Genomic DNA, 18570 nt, shown 5'->3' with positions numbered 1-18570 from the left:
TCTTTGTTTGATGAATTCTATGCCGTTAGCGTTCTAGCCCTAAAACTTGAAAAAAGTATTTGACATTGTACGCTTTTCTTTTATAAAGAGCATTAGAAGTACCATTAATTCTCCTAATATATTCATTTAAAAGTCCCACTATTTACGAGCAGATTTTGATTGTTATATTCTCGGAAAGTTATTGATAATAAGTAATAATCTTTTCTACGCCCGTAAGCAATCGGGTATGTCCCGAATTTTTATACAAAAGAAATGTAACATTAGCACTAACTGGATTCCGATTACGTGAAATAAAATTATCTATATTAAAAGATTTAGTTGGTGATTTTAATGCAAAAGATCCATCAAATGTTTCTTTACTTATAGTACCATATGCATCCGCTATAAAAGCAGAGTAGTAAAGAGTTCCACATTTTCCGTTAGTTTCCGCGTATGTGTCTACAGTTTTAGCACCTGAATAGTACGTATTTGCATCAGTCCATATTCTTACCTGACAACCTGGTATGTCCGCTATGCCAAACCATGAAGATGTAGCTGCCTCAGCTTTAAATGGAAGGAATGCTAATGAACTTGAAAGAAGTAGTAACGTGGTTAATACTTTTGGTATTTTTTTCATTATAATATCAATCTCCTTTTCTTTTATATTTTCTATTATACTAGAAAATATATACATTTCCTAGAAACTATTATTATTTTTTCCAAATACCAACAATTAATTCCGATATTTTATCGATAAAAAGCACTTGTCTTATTTAAGACAAGTGCTTTAAACAGTGTGTTTAAATTCGCTAATTATCAGTTTATTGAATAGCGGTAGTATTTTTCATGGAACGTTGTTTCTTTAAATTAAAATATGTGTTTAAAACTCTCTTCCCTATTTCATCATTAATTGCCGGACCGGTACCCTGATAGGCCCATGGAACGACCACTGCCATTGCTACTTCCGGATCATCGTAAGGGGCAAAACCGACAAGGCTCAAGTTCATCACAGGTGTCCCCCACCTGCTTCGGTCAGAGCCATAGTAGAACGCCTGAGCAGTTCCCGTTTTACCGGCTGGATTGTATTTAGCACCCTGAAAGAAGGAGTATGCCGTTCCATTTCGGGTCTGCATAACCATCCTAAATCCTTCTTGTACCCGTTTGATCCATTCTGCCTTCATATCCAGGCGATTTAACACGTTCGGTTGAATTTCCTCGATAACCGGACCTTCTTCAGCTTTATCCATCACCGGTTCACGAATTTCTTTGACCAGATGCGGCTGCATCCGGTATCCTCCGTTAGCAATTGTCGAAACATACTGGGCCAGTTGAATCGGGGTATACGTATCATACTGTCCGATTGCAAGGTCGAGAAGTAAACCAGATGTTCGATCCGGACCCGGAAATCCGCTCATTTCATTCGGCAAATCAATGCCAGTTCTGACTCCAAGGCCAAATTGGCTAAAGGATCTTCTGAGCGTGTCAAAGGCTGTTTTGTCGATTGGCAGCGGCCCATTCGGAACATAATGGGAGTGGGCCATGGCAATAACCGTTTTCCACATATACACGTTTGAAGATACCTGAAGCGCTGTAAGATCATTAATTCTTCCAAACGTTTTCCACGATTTTTTTACAGGAGTGTTAAGAATTCGTAATGGTTCGTCAACTTGAGTAGTTCCAGGCTGAATCGCTCCTGTTTTATAACCGGTTAAAACCGTTGCCCCTTTCACGGCAGACCCCACGTTGTATGAAGTCGTAAACGTCCCTTGGGCATAGTCCTGCATTTTTAATCTTCCAGTATCTTCATCGCGGACAATCTGTTTTCCGGCAAGAGAGAGGATTTCACCAGTGTGAGGATCCATTAAAATAACAAAGGCCCGGTCCATCAGACCCGTAGTGGAATACTGTCTTTTTGCCTTCCACATTTCATTCTCAATAATTTTTTCAACTTTCTTCTGAAGTTCCGCATCGATCGTTAACACCAGGTCTTTGCCGCGCTCCCCTTCAGATACAACTTGTTGGGATATGACATTTCCTGCCTTATCCGTCTTATTAATTACTTTCGCTTTTTTTCCATGTAAAACATCTTCATATTGATATTCAAGATAACTTTTGCCGACACGGTCATTGCGGCTGTAATCCAAGGCCATGTATTTGTCCAAACTTTCTTTGGGCAGACCTTCCTCTGCAAATGAAACATTTCCGATAATTGTTTTTAATGTATCACCAAGCACATATTTGCGGTCCCAGTCCGTTGTTGTATCGACGCCAGGGAGGTTTTCCAGATTTTCACTGACAGCGGCAAATTCTTGAGGGGTTACCCCTTTATTTTTTACAATTTGTGGTGCTAGTGCATAACCGTTGTTCATTTTTTTGAAAATGGCGATGGCTCTTATGTCTTGTTTAGAATAATGATTAATCTTAGAATCTTTAATTCTATCAAGCTGCAATTGATAGATTTTCTTATAGTCCCATTTTTTGTTATCGTATAGGGTCCACTCTTTTTTCGTTATTAACTGTTTGGCTGCTTTAGGATGTTGGACGATCCAAAAATCTTTTTTATCACGGTCACGAACTTTGGAAGTATCAACCTTTATAATTTTCGCTAACTTTTCAGCTGTTTCCACCATTTCTTTTTGCGTTGTATTCTGTTGCTTTGTATACGTAATCGCGTTCAATGGCTTATTATCAACAATGACATTCCCATTGCGGTCAAACATTTTCCCGCGCGGAACCGGGTTGCTGACGGTAACGTCTTCCGTCCGCTGCAGTTCCCGTTTGAAATCATCCCCGAAGACGATTTGAATCTCCCCAAGGCGAAGGATTAAAATTGAAAATAGTAAAAATACAGCAAAAAATAACATGTTCAAGCGAAAAGGAACAAGTGATTTTTTCTTTTTCTTCTTTTTACTCAAGGTCTATCAACACTTCCTTTTCAAAGCATTTCATAACATGTTCTATTTTAAATGATTAAGCAGTATTTTTCTATGATGAACCCTTACCAATTTTTTCGGACTAACTTTAGAATTTCTAAAAGGCTTATAAAATTAAGTACATTTGCTTAAAATTCGTTCGAAAAAGATTCTACCAATCTTAAAACTACACAGGTTGATATTAAAAAGAATTGGGAAAATTAAAATAGAAACAATAAATTTTCTACAAAAAACGAAAAAAATTAACTTTTTTAAAAATGATATACAAAATGTGGTATTTATGTTATATACTAGCACTATCAAAATAAACACCTGCTACCGCATCTGGTAGTGTTACTTTAAAAGATTTATAAATAAATGCTATAGAACATTACCCTAGTTTACTCGCTAAACTAGGGTAATGGATTTGGAGTGAAGCCGCCATGATTGAATTGAAAAATGTACATAAGGTATTCAAAAACAAATACTATTCAACCGAAATTCTAACAGATGTTAGTTTTTCTGTTCCAACCGGTTCTTGGACGACAATTGTTGGGCCCTCCGGCTCAGGAAAATCAACCTTATTAAATATTATTTCGGGATTGTTACCTCCAGATTCGGGAAATGTATCAATTAATGGGACAAATATATACCAGCTAACAGACCCAGAACGTAGCGAATTAAGAAGAAAAGAAATTGGTTTTGTTTTTCAAGATTTTAAGTTGTTGCCCTATTATTCAATATTAGATAATGTTATCTTGCCATTGTACTATGATAGAGACAAAAAACAGCTTTATGCAAGAGCAGAGGAACTTTTAAATATGGTTGGCATCTCTGAAGCTTTATTTTCAAGATTGCCAGAAGGCCTGTCAGGTGGAGAAAAACAACGGGTGGCCATTGCACGATCTCTAATTGCTAACCCACAAATGCTAATCTGTGATGAGCCAACCGGTAATTTAGACAGAGAAAATCGAGATAATATCGTTGACATATTATTAAAGCTAAAGAATCAAGGAAAAACTATTGTATTAGTTACTCACGATATGGAGATTGCTGACCGTGGAGATGAGGTTTACCGGTTAATAAACGGCACACTTACTCAATCCGAGGTGAGAGTATGATTCGCCTTGCTTGGGAGCGTCTAAAACACCGAAAAAAAACAACCCTTATCATACTGATGGCATTTATTAGTATTTATACGCTTGTTCCATTAGGTTTAGAGCAATCGAAAACGACTGTTGCTACCGTTAATGATTCGATTAAAAAGTATGGCCGTGGAAGCTACGATCTCTTAGTTCGTCCACCGTCATCCCGAACATCGATTGAAAAGAAACTTGGAATGGTGGAGGAAAATTATATAGGAGATAGTAAAGGCGGTATCTCTATAAATGAATGGAAAAGAATAAAAGGTGATCCAAATATAGAAGTAGCAGCACCAGTTGCATCCCTTGGGTACTTTCGAGGAAAACAAACCTCCGTTGAATTACCTGTATTGAGTCAACCTACCAGGTTTTCCTATCAATTTTACACATCGGATGGGAAATCAATGTACCCATTAGGTTCAAAAGAATCTATTATGTATTTCGAACAATCTAATCCTGGCACGATTCAATTTTTAAGAAATAATGTGGGGGAAGCCACTGCTAGCTCGGCCATGATGATTCTCATGCCAACAAATTATAATCTTCTGGTGGCTATTGACCCAGAAAGCGAAACTAAATTAACTGGTATTGACTTCTCAGACTTTAATAAGAAGATTGAAGACCCATTTCTAGATAGTTTTTTAGAAAATTATAATAACCCGCCCGTAATGAAAGTTTTACAACGAAATGATTTTAATATTCCTATATATTTGAAATTAAAAGTAGACCAATTAGATGTTAAATTGAATAAATATTTAGATATTCTCGGTCTGAAGAACCAACAATGGTTAATGGAGAGTTCAGCAGAAAAAATTCAGTTGGCTTTTAAAGATTTAGAAAAAGAGAAACCAAAAGAGTCGAAAATATTTAATATAAATTTATCCAATTTTCAAAAACCTTTTGATGGAACAGAATTAGCTTTAAATAATAAATTTGAACCATCCATCGGAGAAAGAACACTGGTTGGTCTTGATACCTCAACATATTTTGTTGCTTCAAAAATTGACTATAAAAACATTGAAACGATACCGGCTGTAACGATAAAGAAACCAGGAAATCCCCCTTCCTATAAAACGGTGGTGTCAAAGGGTGTTTCAATGGAGAAATCACAGGAAATACCGTTCATCATCAGCCAGGTTGGCACATTTACACCTCCAACAAATATAGCCAATAATTTGGCTGCCAGTCCATTAGGTATATATGGAGAGGTAAAAGCAAAAACAGAAGATGGGAAAGTTTTAACCCCAACTACTATCCCCGGAAGTTTTATCCCTTCTGCTGCCAGCGGGGTGACAACCATTGAAAATGCAAAGTTGATTAAAGGAGATAAGCCAATTGATGCCATTAGAGTAAAAATTGCTGGGATCACAAACTATGACGAAGTAGCACAGAAAAAAATAGAAAAAGTGGCAACTAAATTATTGCAAATGGGATATGAAGTAGATATTGTGGCTGGCTCTTCCTTTAAAGAAATGACATTAGATGTAGAAGGGATTGGAAAAGTCAAAGAGCCTTGGACTACTTTAGGGGTCGCTCAAGAATTGACAGCAACATGGAACTTGATGAATTTGATCACAACAGTTTTATTAACTGCATTTGGGGTTTTTTGGCTGGTTATTCGGCTAACGTTTGAAAAGAATATTCTTATCCAAGAAAACTCTCTACTATCGGTTTTAGGCTGGAAAAAAAGGAATATCTTTTTACGGAATTGTATAGAGCAAGATATCATCATAACTATTGCATTTATGATGTCTATTATTTTATTGAACTTCCTCCACGTAGAAGCCATAATGTATGGAATAACGTTGTTTTTGTGGATAATATCGATTGTAATCACCAATTTACTATTAAATAAAACTGAAAAACAAAACAATCGAATCGAAGAATATAAAAAATTTGCCTCTGTTCTCTATTATAAACGGTTAATTATCCCGATGATGCTGCTTCTATGTTTTTCAATGTTATTAATCTCTATTCAGATTGCAGCACTAGGTGATTCTTTCAATAAATCATCAGTTACGACAATGGGGCTTTTTATCGGGAATCAGACCTATTGGTTTGAATTGACAGTTACGATCCTTGTCCTGTATTTGTGTATTATCGCTTTTAGTGAAGGGCTTAATACATTATTTGTGGAAAGAAGACAAGAACTTAATATGTACCATGTAATCGGATGGACAAAAGGGAGAATTTTAAGGCACCTTTTCAAAGAATCTGCCACATGGTTTGTTTTTTCCAGCATCATTGGAATTTTATTTAGCACAGTTGTTCTGAAGATATTAAGCGTATCCATTTTGTGGTCTTTAATCGGAATAGGAATTTCTTTTGTGGTTATGTCATTAATTTTTTCCATAATCCTTTTTACACGCAAAATGTCTAACCTAACTTAACAAGAAAACAGGAACGCGTTATGTTGTCCCTGATTGAGGAGAGAAGCTGGAGAAAGGTGATAATTTCTTCAGTTTCTTTCCTCATTAAGTTTAGTAAAAATGGCAGAACTTCTGCCCGTGTAAAAGACCCGATACAAAAAGGGGAATTTCATCAATCTTATCGAGATATTTGAGGTAATTGAACCCGTTTCATAAAAACATAAATGAATATATGCCCTGCTCCCAAAAGTAATAACAAAATGGGAATGCTTTTTTCTTCATTAAATAAAGTAACTGCGGCCAGAAAGGTCAGAATCGAGACGACCCTGCCGATATTTAAGAAAACCTCGCGGACAACAATGTATTCAATTCTCATTTCTGCAGCCTTCCACCCTTGGCCGATGACATCATATGTAGTGGAAATATAGGGAACAAGGAGAAGCGGGTAGGCGATGGCAATGATACTTGCGTAAATCAATAATTTAGCATAGGTCACTTCCCAGACAATCAAGATCACAGCTGCATACAGCAGCAGCCCGCCAATGAGAATCGCCTTTTTGCGGAAATTCTTTTTAATCAGCCTGGAAGCGAGAAAATAGGCAACAAATGAAATTCCAGAATTCAACAAACCATATGTCCCCAGAGCCATTTCACTTCCTGTTGAAATATAGACAAATACCGAAATGACGAAAATAAATGTCCCTTCTCTTAATCCCTGAAAAAAATGGGCATTAGTGACAAGGCGCCAATTTTCATTTTGCCTTCGCTCTTCCATAATCCGTTTAAAATCGTACTTCCCCTTTGCCGGCCGCGGCTTTAACGAGAAACTTAAGAATACCGCAAGCGCAAATAGGGCTAGAGAAATACCGAAAACAATCGTATAACCGGTGAACTTTGCAAATCTGGTAATAATAATCCCGGCGGCAATTGGACCAATCATCCCTCCCATGGACGACAAAATTCCCAAAAAGCCGTTAAAAAATCTCTTGTCTCGGGCTCGGTTATCTCAAAGGTTAACACATTGTATGCAAGCCAATAAAACCCATAGCCGACACCAAGCAATCCTCCTAATAGCAGTAAATAGGTAGAGGCCTTTGTTCCAGCGACTAATACCGACAAATAAAAAAGTGCTAAACAAATAACACCGATTCTCAGAACAATAACCCGATCTATTTTTTTGGCCCACCTGCCTGCCAAAATAAACGTTAGTGGCTGCAGGATGACGATGGCAAGGTTATAAAGGGCTAGATCGGAATATTTCCCGGTTTGTTTCCATAAATAAATGTTCACAAATGTGTTTGATAAAGCCGCACTTAAGGAATATAAACCACCGATAATTAGTAATAATGATAGGTCCTTCGTTAATGCAACATCACCCAAAAATTTAAATTTTTTTGCCATAAAAAAACTCCCCTTTGTCTTAACAGGTAGTCTTTAACAAGGCAGGTGTTCTTATTCACTTTATGGGAATAAAAAAGACAGCCGCAGCTGCCTTTTTCTTCTGTTAGATTATTTTGCTTCGTTATAGCGTCTTGCTACTTCATCCCAGTTGACTACGTTCCAGAATGCTGCAATGTAGTCAGGGCGTTTGTTTTGATATTTTAAGTAATAGGCGTGTTCCCAAACGTCAAGCCCAAGGATTGGCGTTTTACCTTCCATCAACGGAGAGTCTTGATTTGGCGTGCTGGATACTTCTAACTCACCATGATTAACTGAGAGCCAGGCCCAGCCGGAACCAAAACGGGTAGTTGCAGCTTTTGTGAATTCATCTTTAAAGGCATCGAAGCTGCCAAATTTTTTGTTGATGGCATCAGCTAGTTCACCTGTTGGGGCGCCGCCGCCATTTGGAGATAGAATCGTCCAGAACAAGGAGTGATTCGCATGACCGCCGCCATTGTTGCGGACAGCAGTGCGGGCAGCATCCGGAACTGCATCCAGATTAGAAATCACTTCCTCAACTGGTTTAGAAAGCAATTCGTCATTTCCAGCAAGGGCATTGTTTAAATTTGTCACATATGTGTTGTGATGTCTAGTATGGTGAATATTCATTGTTTCTTTATCAATGTAAGGTTCAAGTGCATCTTCTGCATAAGGTAATTTTGGTAATTCAAAAGCCATGATTCATTCCTCCTATGTACTCTTTTATTTATTCGCTTTAGCCATTCTTATAACAATTATGATTTAAGAATATTTCTAAAGCTTTGATTCTAAGATACCAAAGTTAATGACGTGATTCAAATTAAATGCTCTGGCTGTTTCACCCTAATATAAAATATCCATTTTGCCAAAATATATTCCCTAAATGAAACCTGTCGAAAATTTGTCATGATTCACGAAAATAGCATTCTGTCAACGATTTTTGTCATACCAGGCTTCATTAGCTTCCTTTTTATGTAAAACCAGCATTGACATTCGCTAAATAATTTCATTTAATCAAGCTAGAAGGGTATGAAGGAGTGGCGTTATATGGGTGAAGCAGGCTTTACTATTTATGATAAATTATTAAATTTTTTTCAAAAAATCGAATCCGTCCAAAAAGTAAAAGCGGGAACTGTCTTGTTTCAAGAGAAAGATCCAGTTCGGTATATTTACTTACTATTAAAAGGTGGAATTGCTCTAGGTAGGGTGCACGTACGCGGCAAAGAGTTTATTTTAAAAATTCTCAACGATCAAGAATTAATTGTGGAATATCAGCTATTTAAGGCACACCCCCAATATAAATTTTTTGCCAAAACACTATCCGACTGTGAGTTTTTAGCAATTAAACGGGAACAATTTGAAGATTATGTTTCTACAGATCCTGAAGCAATGAATGCATTTGTCGCCTGGTTAAGTACCCGATACTTAAAGGCACAAATGAAATGTCAAGACTTAATTATGAATGGAAAAAAAGGCGGATTATATTCCATCCTGATCCGTTTATGTAATTCATACGGAGTGGTGACAAAGGATGGGATCCTCATTGATGTACCATTAACTCACCAAGAACTCGCTAATTTAACTTTCGGGACAAGGGAGGTCATTCAGCGTGCTTTGAAAGAACTACGCGAAAAAGATGTGGTCTCCTATGAAAACCAAAGGTTCACGATAAAAAAATTAAGCTATTTAAGAGAAGCCGTCGACTGTCAAAACTGTTCTTATGAGATCTGTGGAATTAATTAACAGGTACGCCCTCTTTCTTGTGAGTGGCGTATTTTTTATGCTGTAAACATTCCCCTCCAACCGAAAAATAACGGGTATGAGTAAAATTAATGTGGGCAAAATTTAACCCCTTCATTTGGTGAGGGATTGTCAGATCGCTCACCAAATGAAGGGGCCACCAAGCGAAAGCGCGGTAGTGTTCTAAGCTAAATACATGAAAAAGAGGGCTACTCCTTGGTAGAATCATAGTCGACCAAACCCAATCCAAAGGAGGAAGCCCTCATGCAAAAGAATAGCACAATATATCCCAATTTAAAACAGATTGAACAATTAGTTTGGAGGCAATTACAGGAAACCTTCTCAGGGGTTATGAAGACTCTTTTAGAGGACATGGACCAACAGATTGCCGAAGAGCGTAATAAAAAGCGTTATCGTCTACTCGATAAGCGTACCACCACGTTAGACAGCCTTTTTGGGGAAATCACGATTGAACGGAACTATTACCGTGATAGAGAGAAAAATGAATATGTCTATCTCCTTGATCGTTATTTGGAATTTGAAGGGGCAGGTACCTTCAGTCCCCTTATTGAGGAAGCCGCTCTAGAGCTTGCCATTACAGGGCCTTCTTACCGAAAGGCCGCAGAATCGCTTGAAACACTTTTAGGCTACCGTGTGATCAGTCACGAAGCTATACGTCAACATCTGTTACAGGTTGCCAGTATTCCAAAAGAGCGTCAGCCTATACACCGCTCAGTGTTATTTGTAGAGGTGGACGGTATATATGTGAAACGTCAGGGAAAAGGAAAAAGAGGAAAGGAAGAAAAAATAGCAGCGGTTCATCAAGGCTGGGAAATTAACGGAAAACGGGTAAGTCTAAAAGATAAACGGCATTTTATTCACCGTGGGAAACAGCCCTTTTGGGAGGCGTTTGAGGACTTTCTCATCGAGAATTTCGAGTATGACCCCACTGTCCACAAACTGGTGATAAACGGTGATGGTGCTAGTTGGATCACAGCCTGCCGTGAGCATTTTAAGGACAGGGCTTTCTTTTCGATTGACCGATTTCACGTGGCACGAGATATTCGCAGCCTGTTCCGTAAACACCCTCGCTATCGCCAAATGCAAAAGGCTCTCGCGTCCTATGACAGTCAGAAACTACTTACAGAATTAAATAATGCCGTCGGAACTCTTGAAACGAGGGAACAAGAAGAACGGCTGGACCAGTTGCTTCGTCAGCTCGAAAAGTACCCTGAAGCCCTCAGGGATTATCGAGAATGGCTTAAAGAGCAGGGGGTTGAGACATCTGGAATGAGACCAATGGGAAGTGCAGAGGGAACAATGAGAGTCTTCGCAAAAAGGCTCAAAAATGGGCGTAGTTGGGTGGAAAAAGGCGTAAGTGCCATGATCACCGGATTGGTGGCATTCCTCGATAATTTAGCTTTGAGAACACTATTCGGGCGAGTGGAAAGATGGACAGAAACCAAGGAAGAAAAGAACCCCCCGAGACATTATGTGGAAAAGGTGAAAAGCACGATTGGTGAAGCTACAAGGGATAATATCCTTTACCTAAAAGGCAAGGCGAATATTCCAGTGTACAAAGCATTAAAAGAGTTGGCCGGTTTTTAAAAAAGACAAATTTTCTATCAAGAGAGCACTCTAAATAAGTGAATCCGCTTTCACTCCTGTGGGGATAAAAAAACTGCCCACAAATACTTGACTCAAACAATAACGGTCATTTCTTGTATATAGTCTGGACAAAGGCTAAAATAGAAGGATGAAACTATTTTAAGGTGGTCGCTATGAACATATTTAAGCAGCTTGTTAAAAGTATTTATTCGCCTAAAGATATTGCTTTATTTCGCTTACAAGGAATTGGAAAAACAATTCTTTACGTTTTCCTGTTAACTTTTATTTCGATTTTGCCTTCCATTGTTTTTTTAAGTTCAGCATTAACAAGCGGATTAAGTACGGCAAAATCATTTATTCAGAGATGAAGCACCTGAATTCTCGATTAAAAATGGGAGGTTGTCAGCTGAAACAAAGGTTCCAGTTACGATTGATCATGACGGCTTTACTTTCTTTCTCGACCCAACAGGAACCGTTTCTGCTGAAGATGTTGCGGATACCGGGAATGCCTTCGCCCTCTTGAAGAATGAGTTTGTCGTGGCAGCCGGAAGTCAAACTCAAACATATCCATACTCCATGGTGGAAGGATTAAATATCAATAAAAAAGAAGCGGTTAATTTAATTGATAGTGTAAGTGGTTTAAAAGGGATTATTATCCCTGTAGTTACCCTTTTTCTTCTTTTATTCTCAAGCGCAGCAAGTTTTATTGAAGTTTCGATTCTTGCCTTAATCGGATTAGCACTAAAAAATATTGCTGGCCGAAAGCTCACTTACCGGCACTTGTGGAGAATGGCCGCCTATAGTGAAACACTGCCGACCTTGTTTTTTACCATTATGGCAGCGTTAAAAACAACTGTTCCAAACACATTCTTTATTAATTGGTTCGTTGCCATAATTGTCTTACTACTGGCAATCAAGGAGATTCCAAGGCCGAAACAAGCATCCTAAGCGATGCTTGTTTTTTAATTCTCAGTTCTATTCAAAAGTGGACAAGCATAGGTATGTACAAATTCCTTTAGGGGGGCTTGTCCGATGAAAAAATTAGTGGGAGTATTATTGGCGGTATTGGTTATTTATGTTATCTATTTCGATTTAACTGTCGGCACCCTTCCCTCCTCTGCCGTTAGTCACGCAGCTGTAGATAAAACTATCCAAAAACCTCAAACCGACAGAGCCTATTTTGATTCCAAAGTTAAACCGGGGCAAACCGTCATTTCAATCGTTGAACACCAGCTGGGTAAATCGCTTCCTGTATCTATCACTGATCTTATTAATGATTTCAAAGCATTAAACGAAGGACTGTCTCCGGAAAAAATCCAAATTGGTTCAACCTATCATTTTCCAGATTACTCAAAATAAGGTGACAAAATCCTTATTCTTGTCAAAATTAATGAAACGCTGATACAATAAAGATGGTTTGTTTTTTATCCCTGTTTTTTTAATTCAGCTAAAGGGGCGAATTACACGTGAGTGAAATTATACATCGTTTAAAAACCCGTCCGGTTAAGGTTGGCAATTTGACCATCGGCGGTAACAACGAGATCATTATTCAAAGTATGACAACGACCAAGACCCATGATGTCGAGGCAACAGTTGCTCAAATCAAACGGCTGGAGGAAGCAGGCTGTCAAATCGTCCGCGTCGCCTGTCCGGATGAGCGCGCTGCCAATGCCATCTCAGAAATAAAAAAACGAATTAATATTCCCCTGGTCGTGGATATCCATTTCGATTATAAGCTTGCTCTCAAAGCAATTGAGGGTGGTGCTGACAAAATCCGAATCAACCCGGGCAACATTGGGAGACGGGAAAAAGTAGAAGCGGTCGTCAAAGCGGCAAAAGAAAAGGGAATTCCAATTCGGATTGGTGTCAATGCCGGTTCACTTGAAAAGAGAATTCTTGATAAGTACGGCTACCCGACTGCTGACGGTATGGTGGAAAGTGCTCTGCATCATATCAAAATCCTTGAGGACTTAGATTTTCACGATATTATCGTCTCCATGAAGGCATCTGATGTCAATCTTGCCATTGAGGCATATGAAAAAGCTGCACGTACCTTTGATTATCCATTACATTTAGGAATTACTGAATCAGGTACTTTATTCTCAGGAACCGTAAAAAGCGCAGCCGGTTTAGGAGCAATTATTAGTAAAGGAATTGGAAATACCATTCGTGTCTCCTTAAGTGCAGATCCCGTAGAAGAGGTAAAAGTGGCTCGTGAACTGTTAAAGGTATTCCATTTATCTGCAAATGCCGCAACATTGATTTCCTGCCCAACATGCGGCCGGATTGAAATTGATCTTATCAGCATTGCCAATGAAGTGGAAGAATATATCCAAAATATTAAAGCCCCCATTAAGGTATCTGTCCTTGGCTGTGCCGTTAATGGACCTGGGGAAGCACGTGAAGCTGACATCGGCATCGCCGGTGCCCGGGGTGAAGGTCTGTTATTTAGAAAAGGTCAGATTGTCCGTAAGGTTCCGGAAGCACAAATGGTGGAAGAATTGAAGAAAGAAATTGACCAGGTTGCGGAAGAATATTTCCGTAAAAAGGCCGAAGAAGAAAAAGCCACAAAATAAGCAGAAAACCCGGTAAAAGAGTACCGGGTTTTCTTTTGGCCATCGTCATTATGGCCTATTTAGAAAAACGGTAGAATAAAGATACCGACAATAATCGATACTGCTCCAATACCAATTGCCCATGCACCAAGACTTTCAGCGCCTCGCCGTCTTGCAACGAAGCCAAGAACAATCCCGGCGGCACCAAACAGAATCGGCAATACAAACAGCGATAAGATTGATAAAGCTAATGCAACGGTACCCAAGCCTGTTCCAGTAGCAGCACGTTCCCTGATATTATTTTGTTCCTTTTCCCGGACAACTGGAACCGGGGCAGCAATCTCTGCTGCCGTTTCTTCCCGATTATCCCTTGTACGAAGCGGCACCGAGGCTCCTGTTGGCAAAACCTGGTCATCCTTTTTAAGGGAGACTCTTGGTGGAACCGAGGCACCCAATTCTGATGCCGTTTCTTCCTTGTAGCTTGGAGACTGTGTTGGGACAGGTGTGTTGTTTTCGGATGAAATATCCTCCTTCAGCTGTGAAGGATAACTGGGGATCCCTTCGCCAATAGAAGAACCCTTAAATCCATCCTGGACATTATTGCGCTCATCTGCCAATTAGCATCCCTCGCTTTCAGTAATAGGAGCATTCATTATTGTTTCCTAATCACCTGCTTTTACAATGTTAATGTTTGTCTAAAATAGTTAGTTATTTCTTTTCTCCAAAAATTTTTCTTAAACTTTCCTTTATCATTCATTTTTCTTTGGTAAAATTAAAGTTGATGTAATGAGCATATGAAGGTGAACAAAAAATGAAAAAAAGATTTGGTATTGACATCGATGGGACTGTTACTTCTCCAACATCGCTAATTCCTTTTATTAATAAGGCCTTTAACCTGAATCTTACGTATGGGGAAATTAATCAATATGATTTAACACCCTTTGTTAATGTCTCTAAAGAAGTTTTTGCCCATTGGTTTACGGAAAATGAACCAGTTATTTATCAAGGGTCACCCACAGCTCCCGGAGCAAGAAAGGTATTAAACAAGTGGAAAAAAGTACATGAATTATTTTTTATTAGTGCCCGCGGGCCCCGTCTCTATAATGTTACGGAAAAATGGTTCATTGACCATGGCATCAGTTTTGATCATATCGAATTAATTGGCTCACATGAAAAGGTTGAAATAACCAAAAAATACGGCATCGATATTTTTTTTGAGGACAAACATGATAATGCCGTAGCCATTCACGAGGAGTGCCATATACCTGTCATTTTATTTGATACTCCTTACAACCAGGACCCAATCCCAAAAGGGGTCATTCGCGTAAACAATTGGACAGAAGCCTCCCTCTGGGTTAAAAATTGGTTAAGCCAGCCGGAGAACTACTATCGATATGCCTAAAATATCCACGAAAAAAACAGCTTGTGCTATGCAAGCTGTTTTTTGTTAATACAATCGGGACATCGGCCATAAATCTCGAATTTATGCCCGGAAATTTCATATCCTTTTAAGTTTTCGATTAGTTCATCCATAGGACATGTTTCAATTTCCTTTGTTTTACCGCAGGATAGGCAAATAAAATGGTGATGATGCTCCTGTACCGTACAGGTAAAACGAAAATGCTTTTCTCCCGATAATTCAGTCATCTCTAAAATTCCCATATTGACAAACAATGCCAGATTGCGATAGATCGTATCAAAGCTTAAACCTGGATAATCGTCCTTTAGCTGTTCAAATACATCCTTGGCCGTCAAATATTTATCATTGTCCGCAAACAACTGCAGCATATCTTCCCTTTTTCCGGTTTGCTTGAATCCATTTTCTTTTAAATATTGAATCGCTTCATCAACGTTCATTGTACTGAATCTCCTTCTGCACATGCCTTTTTATCATCAATTTTTTATAAAAAATCATCAAAATTAAAATCAATACGGCAATCATGACAATCGTACCGCCAGGAGCCAAGTCTAAATAATACGCAGAAAATAACCCGCCTAACACGGAAATCTCCCCAAACAGGATGGAGAAAAGAATCGTCTGTTTAAACCCCTTCGCAATGCGAATGCTTGCAGCAACAGGCAGAGTCATCAACGAGGAAACCAATAGGATGCCTACAATTCTCATCGAAGCAGCAATCACCAAGGCAACCATAACGATAAAAATAAAATGGATCGATTTCGCAGGAATCCCCGAAGCTTTCGCATGTTCCTCATCAAAGGATAAAATAAACAGTTCTTTATAAACTAAAGTAATGGCCGCGACAACAAAAATACCGATGATGAAAATAACCGCTAAATCAGTTCTGCTTACAGCCGTTACACTGCCAAATAGGTAGCTGAATAAATCGGTATTAAAACCGTTGGCCAGGGATATAAAGATCACCCCTAAACCAATGCCGCTGGAAAGAATAATGGGAATCGCCAGTTCTTGATAATGCTTATAGACGTTTCGCAGTTTTTCGATAAATAATGAGCCACCGACAGAAAATACCATTCCTAAATAAAGCGGGTTTAATCCTGCCAATGCCGTAAATTGTTTTTCGATCAATAAACTGGCAGCAATGCCTGCCAAGGTTACATGACTGAGAGCATCGGCTATTAATGACAGCCGTCGTACTACTATAAAAACACCTAATAATGGTGCTAGAAAGCCAATCATGATCCCGGTTAGAAAGGCATTTTGCAAGAATTCATAATGAAAAATGGCTTGAATCATTATCGGACGCCCCCATGTTCATGGTGGTGGGTGATCAGTTGAATATCATGACCATATGTTTTTGACATCTCTTCCATTCTCATCTGTTCGAATTCCTTCGCTTTCCCATGAAAATACAAATGCTTATTAAGGCAGGCAACATGCGTCACCTTATCTGAGATGGTTCCAATATCGTGGGTGACAAGCAGCAATGTAATCCCCTGTTTAGCATTTAAATCACTTAGCATTTGGTAAAAAGCATTGACATTTTCGGCGTCCACTCCGACTGTCGGCTCATCGAGAATTAACAGCTTCGGATCACTTACAAGGGCCCGCGCAATAAATACCCTCTGCTGCTGACCGCCTGATAGCTCACCGATATTTTGATTAGAAAATAACTCCATGCCAACAGCTGCTAATGCCGTTTTGACTTTAACCTCATGTTCCTTTTTAAAAAACTTAAACAGGCCAATTCGTTTGGTTAAGCCGCTTGCCACCACCTCAAAAACAGTGGCAGGAAAACCGGTATTAAAAGAATTGGCCTTTTGGGATACATAGCCAATTTGCTGCCAGTCTTTAAATTTACTGATTTCTTGACCAAATAGAAGAATTTTGCCTTTTTGCAGTTTTAACAACCCTAAAATAAGCTTTAATAAAGTTGATTTTCCCGAACCGTTGGGGCCAACAATCGCCAAAAAAGCCCCTTCCGGCACGGTTAAATTAATGTCGTCGAGGACAACATCCTTTTCATAACGATAAAATAAATGATTTATTTCGATAATCGATGACATACACTATACTCTCACCTTTATTTTTAAGAATCATTCCGATTTAACTTTTTTGTTAGTATACAACAGCTGCCGCTGATTGTAAAGTCAGGCTGAGCTGCCTGATTATACGGTGTCACACTCCCGCCGTATCTTCATACATTATCATGGGGGAGTGATGAAGATGAAAATTTTCGAAAGCATTATCAATCATAAAATAAACACGATCACTGCTGAAGAATTAATGAAGTATGCGAATCAATTTAATATTTCAGTTACTCGTGGGCAGGCAAGAAAAATTGCTGAATACTTAAAAGGCAGAAATGTTAATATATTCGATGATCGGGAGCGGTCGAAATTAATTAGAGAAATCGCCAAAGCAGCCGGACCGCAGACCGCACGAGAGGTAAACAAATTATTTACGGAATTAGCAAAAAGCTAGCAAATTTAGCCAAAAAAGCTGTGCAGCGAGGCACAGCTTTTTGCTCTTTAACTTTGCATGATTTTTTCCAATAAGTCTTCATCGAATTTCTGATCGCGAAGCATGGCAATTTCAAATCGATATGGCGCTTTTTTATTATTCTTATCTTCACCAACAAATGGTGTTTCCAGGATTTTCGGGATCTCCTCTAATTGTGGATGATGAACAATATAATTTAGCGTCTTAAACCCAATATGACCGAAGCCAATATTTTCATGACGGTCCTTGCGCATTCCGATTGGATTTTTGCTGTCATTTATATGGAGTACTTTCAGCCTGTCCAACCCAATAATCTTGTCAAACTCGTTGAGAACCCCATCGAAATCTTCGACAATATTATAGCCGGCATCATGTGTATGACAAGTATCAAAGCAAATCGATAACTTCTCATTGTAATGAACTCCATCCATAATCATCGCCAGTTCCTCAAACGATTTTCCACATTCCGACCCTTTACCGGCCATTGTTTCCAGGGCAATTTGAACTTGTTCCTTCCCTGTTAATACTTCATTCAGCCCTTCTACTATTTTCTTGATACCGGCTTCAGGGCCGGCGCCGACATGGGCACCGGGATGCAAAACAATTTGTTTGGCTCCGATTGCCTCTGTTCGTTCAATTTCCTGAGTCAGGAACCGTACGCCCAAATCAAATGTATTGGGATTTGCAGTGTTGCCAATATTGATGATATAAGGGGCATGGACAACGATTTCGGTAATTCCATGCTCCTCCATGTGTTTTCTTCCAGCTTCTATATTTAAGTCTTCAATTTTTTTTCTTCGCGTATTTTGTGGTGCCCCGGTATAAATCATGAATGTATTGGCACCATAAGAAACCGCCTCATTACTTGCGGCTAAGAGCATGTCTTTTCCACTCATGGAAACATGTGAGCCGATTTTCAACATC

18 protein-coding genes and 1 pseudogene are annotated in these 18570 nt (G+C 39.0%); 10 read left to right on the top strand and 9 right to left on the bottom strand.

Annotation, left to right across the window (positions count from 1 at the left end; all coding sequences use genetic code 11):
* Nucleotides 1–178: 178 nt before the first annotated feature.
* Entirely contained in the window at nucleotides 179–616 is a 438-nt protein-coding gene (locus RCG24_RS01925; protein ID WP_308078173.1) for a hypothetical protein, read from the bottom strand.
* A 184-nt stretch (nucleotides 617–800) separates the two neighbouring features.
* Nucleotides 801–2843 carry a peptidoglycan D,D-transpeptidase FtsI family protein gene (locus RCG24_RS01920; RefSeq protein WP_308078172.1) on the bottom strand — a complete coding sequence of 681 codons (2043 nt, stop codon included), beginning with the start codon at nucleotides 2841–2843 and terminating at the stop codon, nucleotides 801–803.
* Between the two features lie 491 nt (nucleotides 2844–3334).
* Here RCG24_RS01920 and RCG24_RS01915 point away from each other — a divergent pair, with 491 nt between their 5' ends.
* Together RCG24_RS01915 and RCG24_RS01910 are read left to right on the top strand one after the other, a co-directional pair.
* The gene (locus tag RCG24_RS01915) at nucleotides 3335–4012 is read left to right on the top strand and encodes an ABC transporter ATP-binding protein (protein ID WP_202652561.1); all 678 of its coding nucleotides are present in this window, start codon (nucleotides 3335–3337) and stop codon (nucleotides 4010–4012) included.
* Nucleotides 4009–6423 (top strand): ABC transporter permease, encoded by a 2415-nt coding sequence (locus RCG24_RS01910; protein WP_202652559.1) that lies wholly within the window; start codon nucleotides 4009–4011, stop codon nucleotides 6421–6423. The genes RCG24_RS01915 and RCG24_RS01910 overlap by 4 nt, the downstream gene beginning before the upstream one ends.
* 157 nt (nucleotides 6424–6580) lie before the next feature.
* Here the strand turns inward: RCG24_RS01910 and RCG24_RS01905 are convergent.
* Together RCG24_RS01905 and RCG24_RS01900 are read right to left on the bottom strand one after the other, a co-directional pair.
* Nucleotides 6581–7803, bottom strand: a pseudogene (locus tag RCG24_RS01905) (MFS transporter).
* 108 nt (nucleotides 7804–7911) lie between these two features.
* Nucleotides 7912–8520: a superoxide dismutase gene (locus RCG24_RS01900; RefSeq protein ID WP_235887858.1), complete on the bottom strand. Its 609-nt coding sequence runs from the start codon at nucleotides 8518–8520 to the stop codon at nucleotides 7912–7914.
* Nucleotides 8521–8868: 348 nt separating this feature from the next.
* Between RCG24_RS01900 and RCG24_RS01895 the strand changes: the two genes are divergently transcribed.
* The 6 genes from RCG24_RS01895 to ispG all read left to right on the top strand — a co-directional run bounded on the left by RCG24_RS01895 (nucleotide 8869) and on the right by ispG (nucleotide 13745).
* Nucleotides 8869–9564 carry a Crp/Fnr family transcriptional regulator gene (locus RCG24_RS01895; protein WP_202652726.1) on the top strand — a complete coding sequence of 232 codons (696 nt, stop codon included), beginning with the start codon at nucleotides 8869–8871 and terminating at the stop codon, nucleotides 9562–9564.
* 261 nt (nucleotides 9565–9825) lie between these two features.
* Nucleotides 9826–11169, top strand: a complete 1344-nt coding sequence (locus tag RCG24_RS01890; RefSeq protein ID WP_308077453.1) for an ISLre2 family transposase — start codon at nucleotides 9826–9828, stop codon at nucleotides 11167–11169.
* A gap of 173 nt (nucleotides 11170–11342) precedes the next feature.
* Nucleotides 11343–11537, top strand: a complete 195-nt coding sequence (locus RCG24_RS01885; RefSeq protein ID WP_308078171.1) for a DUF1189 family protein — start codon at nucleotides 11343–11345, stop codon at nucleotides 11535–11537.
* A gap of 31 nt (nucleotides 11538–11568) precedes the next feature.
* Entirely contained in the window at nucleotides 11569–12117 is a 549-nt protein-coding gene (locus RCG24_RS01880) for a DUF1189 domain-containing protein (protein ID WP_308078170.1), read from the top strand.
* 84 nt (nucleotides 12118–12201) lie between these two features.
* Nucleotides 12202–12528, top strand: coding sequence for a hypothetical protein (locus RCG24_RS01875; protein WP_308078169.1), 327 nt, complete (start codon nucleotides 12202–12204; stop codon nucleotides 12526–12528).
* 116 nt (nucleotides 12529–12644) lie between these two features.
* Nucleotides 12645–13745 carry a flavodoxin-dependent (E)-4-hydroxy-3-methylbut-2-enyl-diphosphate synthase gene (gene ispG, locus RCG24_RS01870; protein ID WP_308079085.1) on the top strand — a complete coding sequence of 367 codons (1101 nt, stop codon included), beginning with the start codon at nucleotides 12645–12647 and terminating at the stop codon, nucleotides 13743–13745.
* A 59-nt stretch (nucleotides 13746–13804) separates the two neighbouring features.
* Here ispG and RCG24_RS21240 read toward each other — a convergent pair whose 3' ends face one another.
* On the bottom strand, nucleotides 13805–14128 hold the full coding sequence (locus RCG24_RS21240) for a hypothetical protein (RefSeq protein ID WP_235887873.1): 324 nt from the start codon (nucleotides 14126–14128) through the stop codon (nucleotides 13805–13807).
* Between the two features lie 407 nt (nucleotides 14129–14535).
* Between RCG24_RS21240 and RCG24_RS01860 the strand changes: the two genes are divergently transcribed.
* Nucleotides 14536–15126, top strand: coding sequence for a hypothetical protein (locus RCG24_RS01860; protein ID WP_308078168.1), 591 nt, complete (start codon nucleotides 14536–14538; stop codon nucleotides 15124–15126).
* A 26-nt stretch (nucleotides 15127–15152) separates the two neighbouring features.
* On the opposite strand, the gene RCG24_RS01855 is transcribed toward RCG24_RS01860, so the two are convergent.
* From RCG24_RS01855 to RCG24_RS01845, 3 genes are read right to left on the bottom strand one after another with little or no spacing between them, the layout of a single operon-like run.
* Nucleotides 15153–15581 carry a zinc uptake transcriptional repressor Zur gene (locus RCG24_RS01855; protein ID WP_202652551.1) on the bottom strand — a complete coding sequence of 143 codons (429 nt, stop codon included), beginning with the start codon at nucleotides 15579–15581 and terminating at the stop codon, nucleotides 15153–15155.
* Nucleotides 15571–16440, bottom strand: coding sequence for a metal ABC transporter permease (locus RCG24_RS01850; protein WP_308078167.1), 870 nt, complete (start codon nucleotides 16438–16440; stop codon nucleotides 15571–15573). Before RCG24_RS01850 ends, RCG24_RS01855 begins: the two co-directional genes overlap by 11 nt.
* Nucleotides 16440–17210, bottom strand: a complete 771-nt coding sequence (locus RCG24_RS01845) for a metal ABC transporter ATP-binding protein (protein ID WP_308078166.1) — start codon at nucleotides 17208–17210, stop codon at nucleotides 16440–16442. Before RCG24_RS01845 ends, RCG24_RS01850 begins: the two co-directional genes overlap by 1 nt.
* Before the next feature lie 160 nt (nucleotides 17211–17370).
* On the opposite strand from RCG24_RS01845, the gene RCG24_RS01840 reads away from it, so the two are divergent.
* Nucleotides 17371–17628, top strand: a complete 258-nt coding sequence (locus RCG24_RS01840) for a DUF2624 domain-containing protein (protein WP_308078165.1) — start codon at nucleotides 17371–17373, stop codon at nucleotides 17626–17628.
* A gap of 47 nt (nucleotides 17629–17675) precedes the next feature.
* Here the strand turns inward: RCG24_RS01840 and RCG24_RS01835 are convergent, their stop codons facing one another.
* Nucleotides 17676–18569 carry a deoxyribonuclease IV gene (locus RCG24_RS01835; RefSeq protein WP_202652543.1) on the bottom strand — a complete coding sequence of 298 codons (894 nt, stop codon included), beginning with the start codon at nucleotides 18567–18569 and terminating at the stop codon, nucleotides 17676–17678.
* Nucleotide 18570 lies beyond the last annotated feature (1 nt).

Origin of the sequence: Neobacillus sp. OS1-32 (genome assembly GCF_030915425.1) — a bacterium.
Taxonomy (GTDB): Bacteria; Bacillota; Bacilli; order Bacillales; family Cytobacillaceae; genus Neobacillus; species Neobacillus paridis.
The sequence above is the reverse complement of the archived record's forward strand: the minus strand, read 5'-3'. Positions and strand labels throughout refer to the sequence as shown.

What these genes read in the sequence shown, in the direction of transcription:
- RCG24_RS01895 (WP_202652726.1), top strand. Translation starts at nt 8,869, where the DNA reads ATGGGTGAAGCAGGCTTTACTATTTATGATAAATTATTAAATTTTTTT.
- RCG24_RS01900 (WP_235887858.1), bottom strand. Translation starts at nt 8,520, where the DNA reads ATGGCTTTTGAATTACCAAAATTACCTTATGCAGAAGATGCACTTGAA.
- RCG24_RS01860 (WP_308078168.1), top strand. Translation starts at nt 14,536, where the DNA reads ATGAAAAAAAGATTTGGTATTGACATCGATGGGACTGTTACTTCTCCA.
- RCG24_RS01920 (WP_308078172.1), bottom strand. Translation starts at nt 2,843, where the DNA reads ATGTTATTTTTTGCTGTATTTTTACTATTTTCAATTTTAATCCTTCGC.
- RCG24_RS01855 (WP_202652551.1), bottom strand. Translation starts at nt 15,581, where the DNA reads ATGAACGTTGATGAAGCGATTCAATATTTAAAAGAAAATGGATTCAAG.
- RCG24_RS01835 (WP_202652543.1), bottom strand. Translation starts at nt 18,569, where the DNA reads ATGTTGAAAATCGGCTCACATGTTTCCATGAGTGGAAAAGACATGCTC.
- RCG24_RS01890 (WP_308077453.1), top strand. Translation starts at nt 9,826, where the DNA reads ATGCAAAAGAATAGCACAATATATCCCAATTTAAAACAGATTGAACAA.
- RCG24_RS01925 (WP_308078173.1), bottom strand. Translation starts at nt 616, where the DNA reads ATGAAAAAAATACCAAAAGTATTAACCACGTTACTACTTCTTTCAAGT.
- RCG24_RS01875 (WP_308078169.1), top strand. Translation starts at nt 12,202, where the DNA reads ATGAAAAAATTAGTGGGAGTATTATTGGCGGTATTGGTTATTTATGTT.
- RCG24_RS01850 (WP_308078167.1), bottom strand. Translation starts at nt 16,440, where the DNA reads ATGATTCAAGCCATTTTTCATTATGAATTCTTGCAAAATGCCTTTCTA.
- RCG24_RS01840 (WP_308078165.1), top strand. Translation starts at nt 17,371, where the DNA reads ATGAAAATTTTCGAAAGCATTATCAATCATAAAATAAACACGATCACT.
- RCG24_RS01885 (WP_308078171.1), top strand. Translation starts at nt 11,343, where the DNA reads ATGAACATATTTAAGCAGCTTGTTAAAAGTATTTATTCGCCTAAAGAT.
- RCG24_RS01915 (WP_202652561.1), top strand. Translation starts at nt 3,335, where the DNA reads ATGATTGAATTGAAAAATGTACATAAGGTATTCAAAAACAAATACTAT.
- RCG24_RS01845 (WP_308078166.1), bottom strand. Translation starts at nt 17,210, where the DNA reads ATGTCATCGATTATCGAAATAAATCATTTATTTTATCGTTATGAAAAG.
- RCG24_RS01910 (WP_202652559.1), top strand. Translation starts at nt 4,009, where the DNA reads ATGATTCGCCTTGCTTGGGAGCGTCTAAAACACCGAAAAAAAACAACC.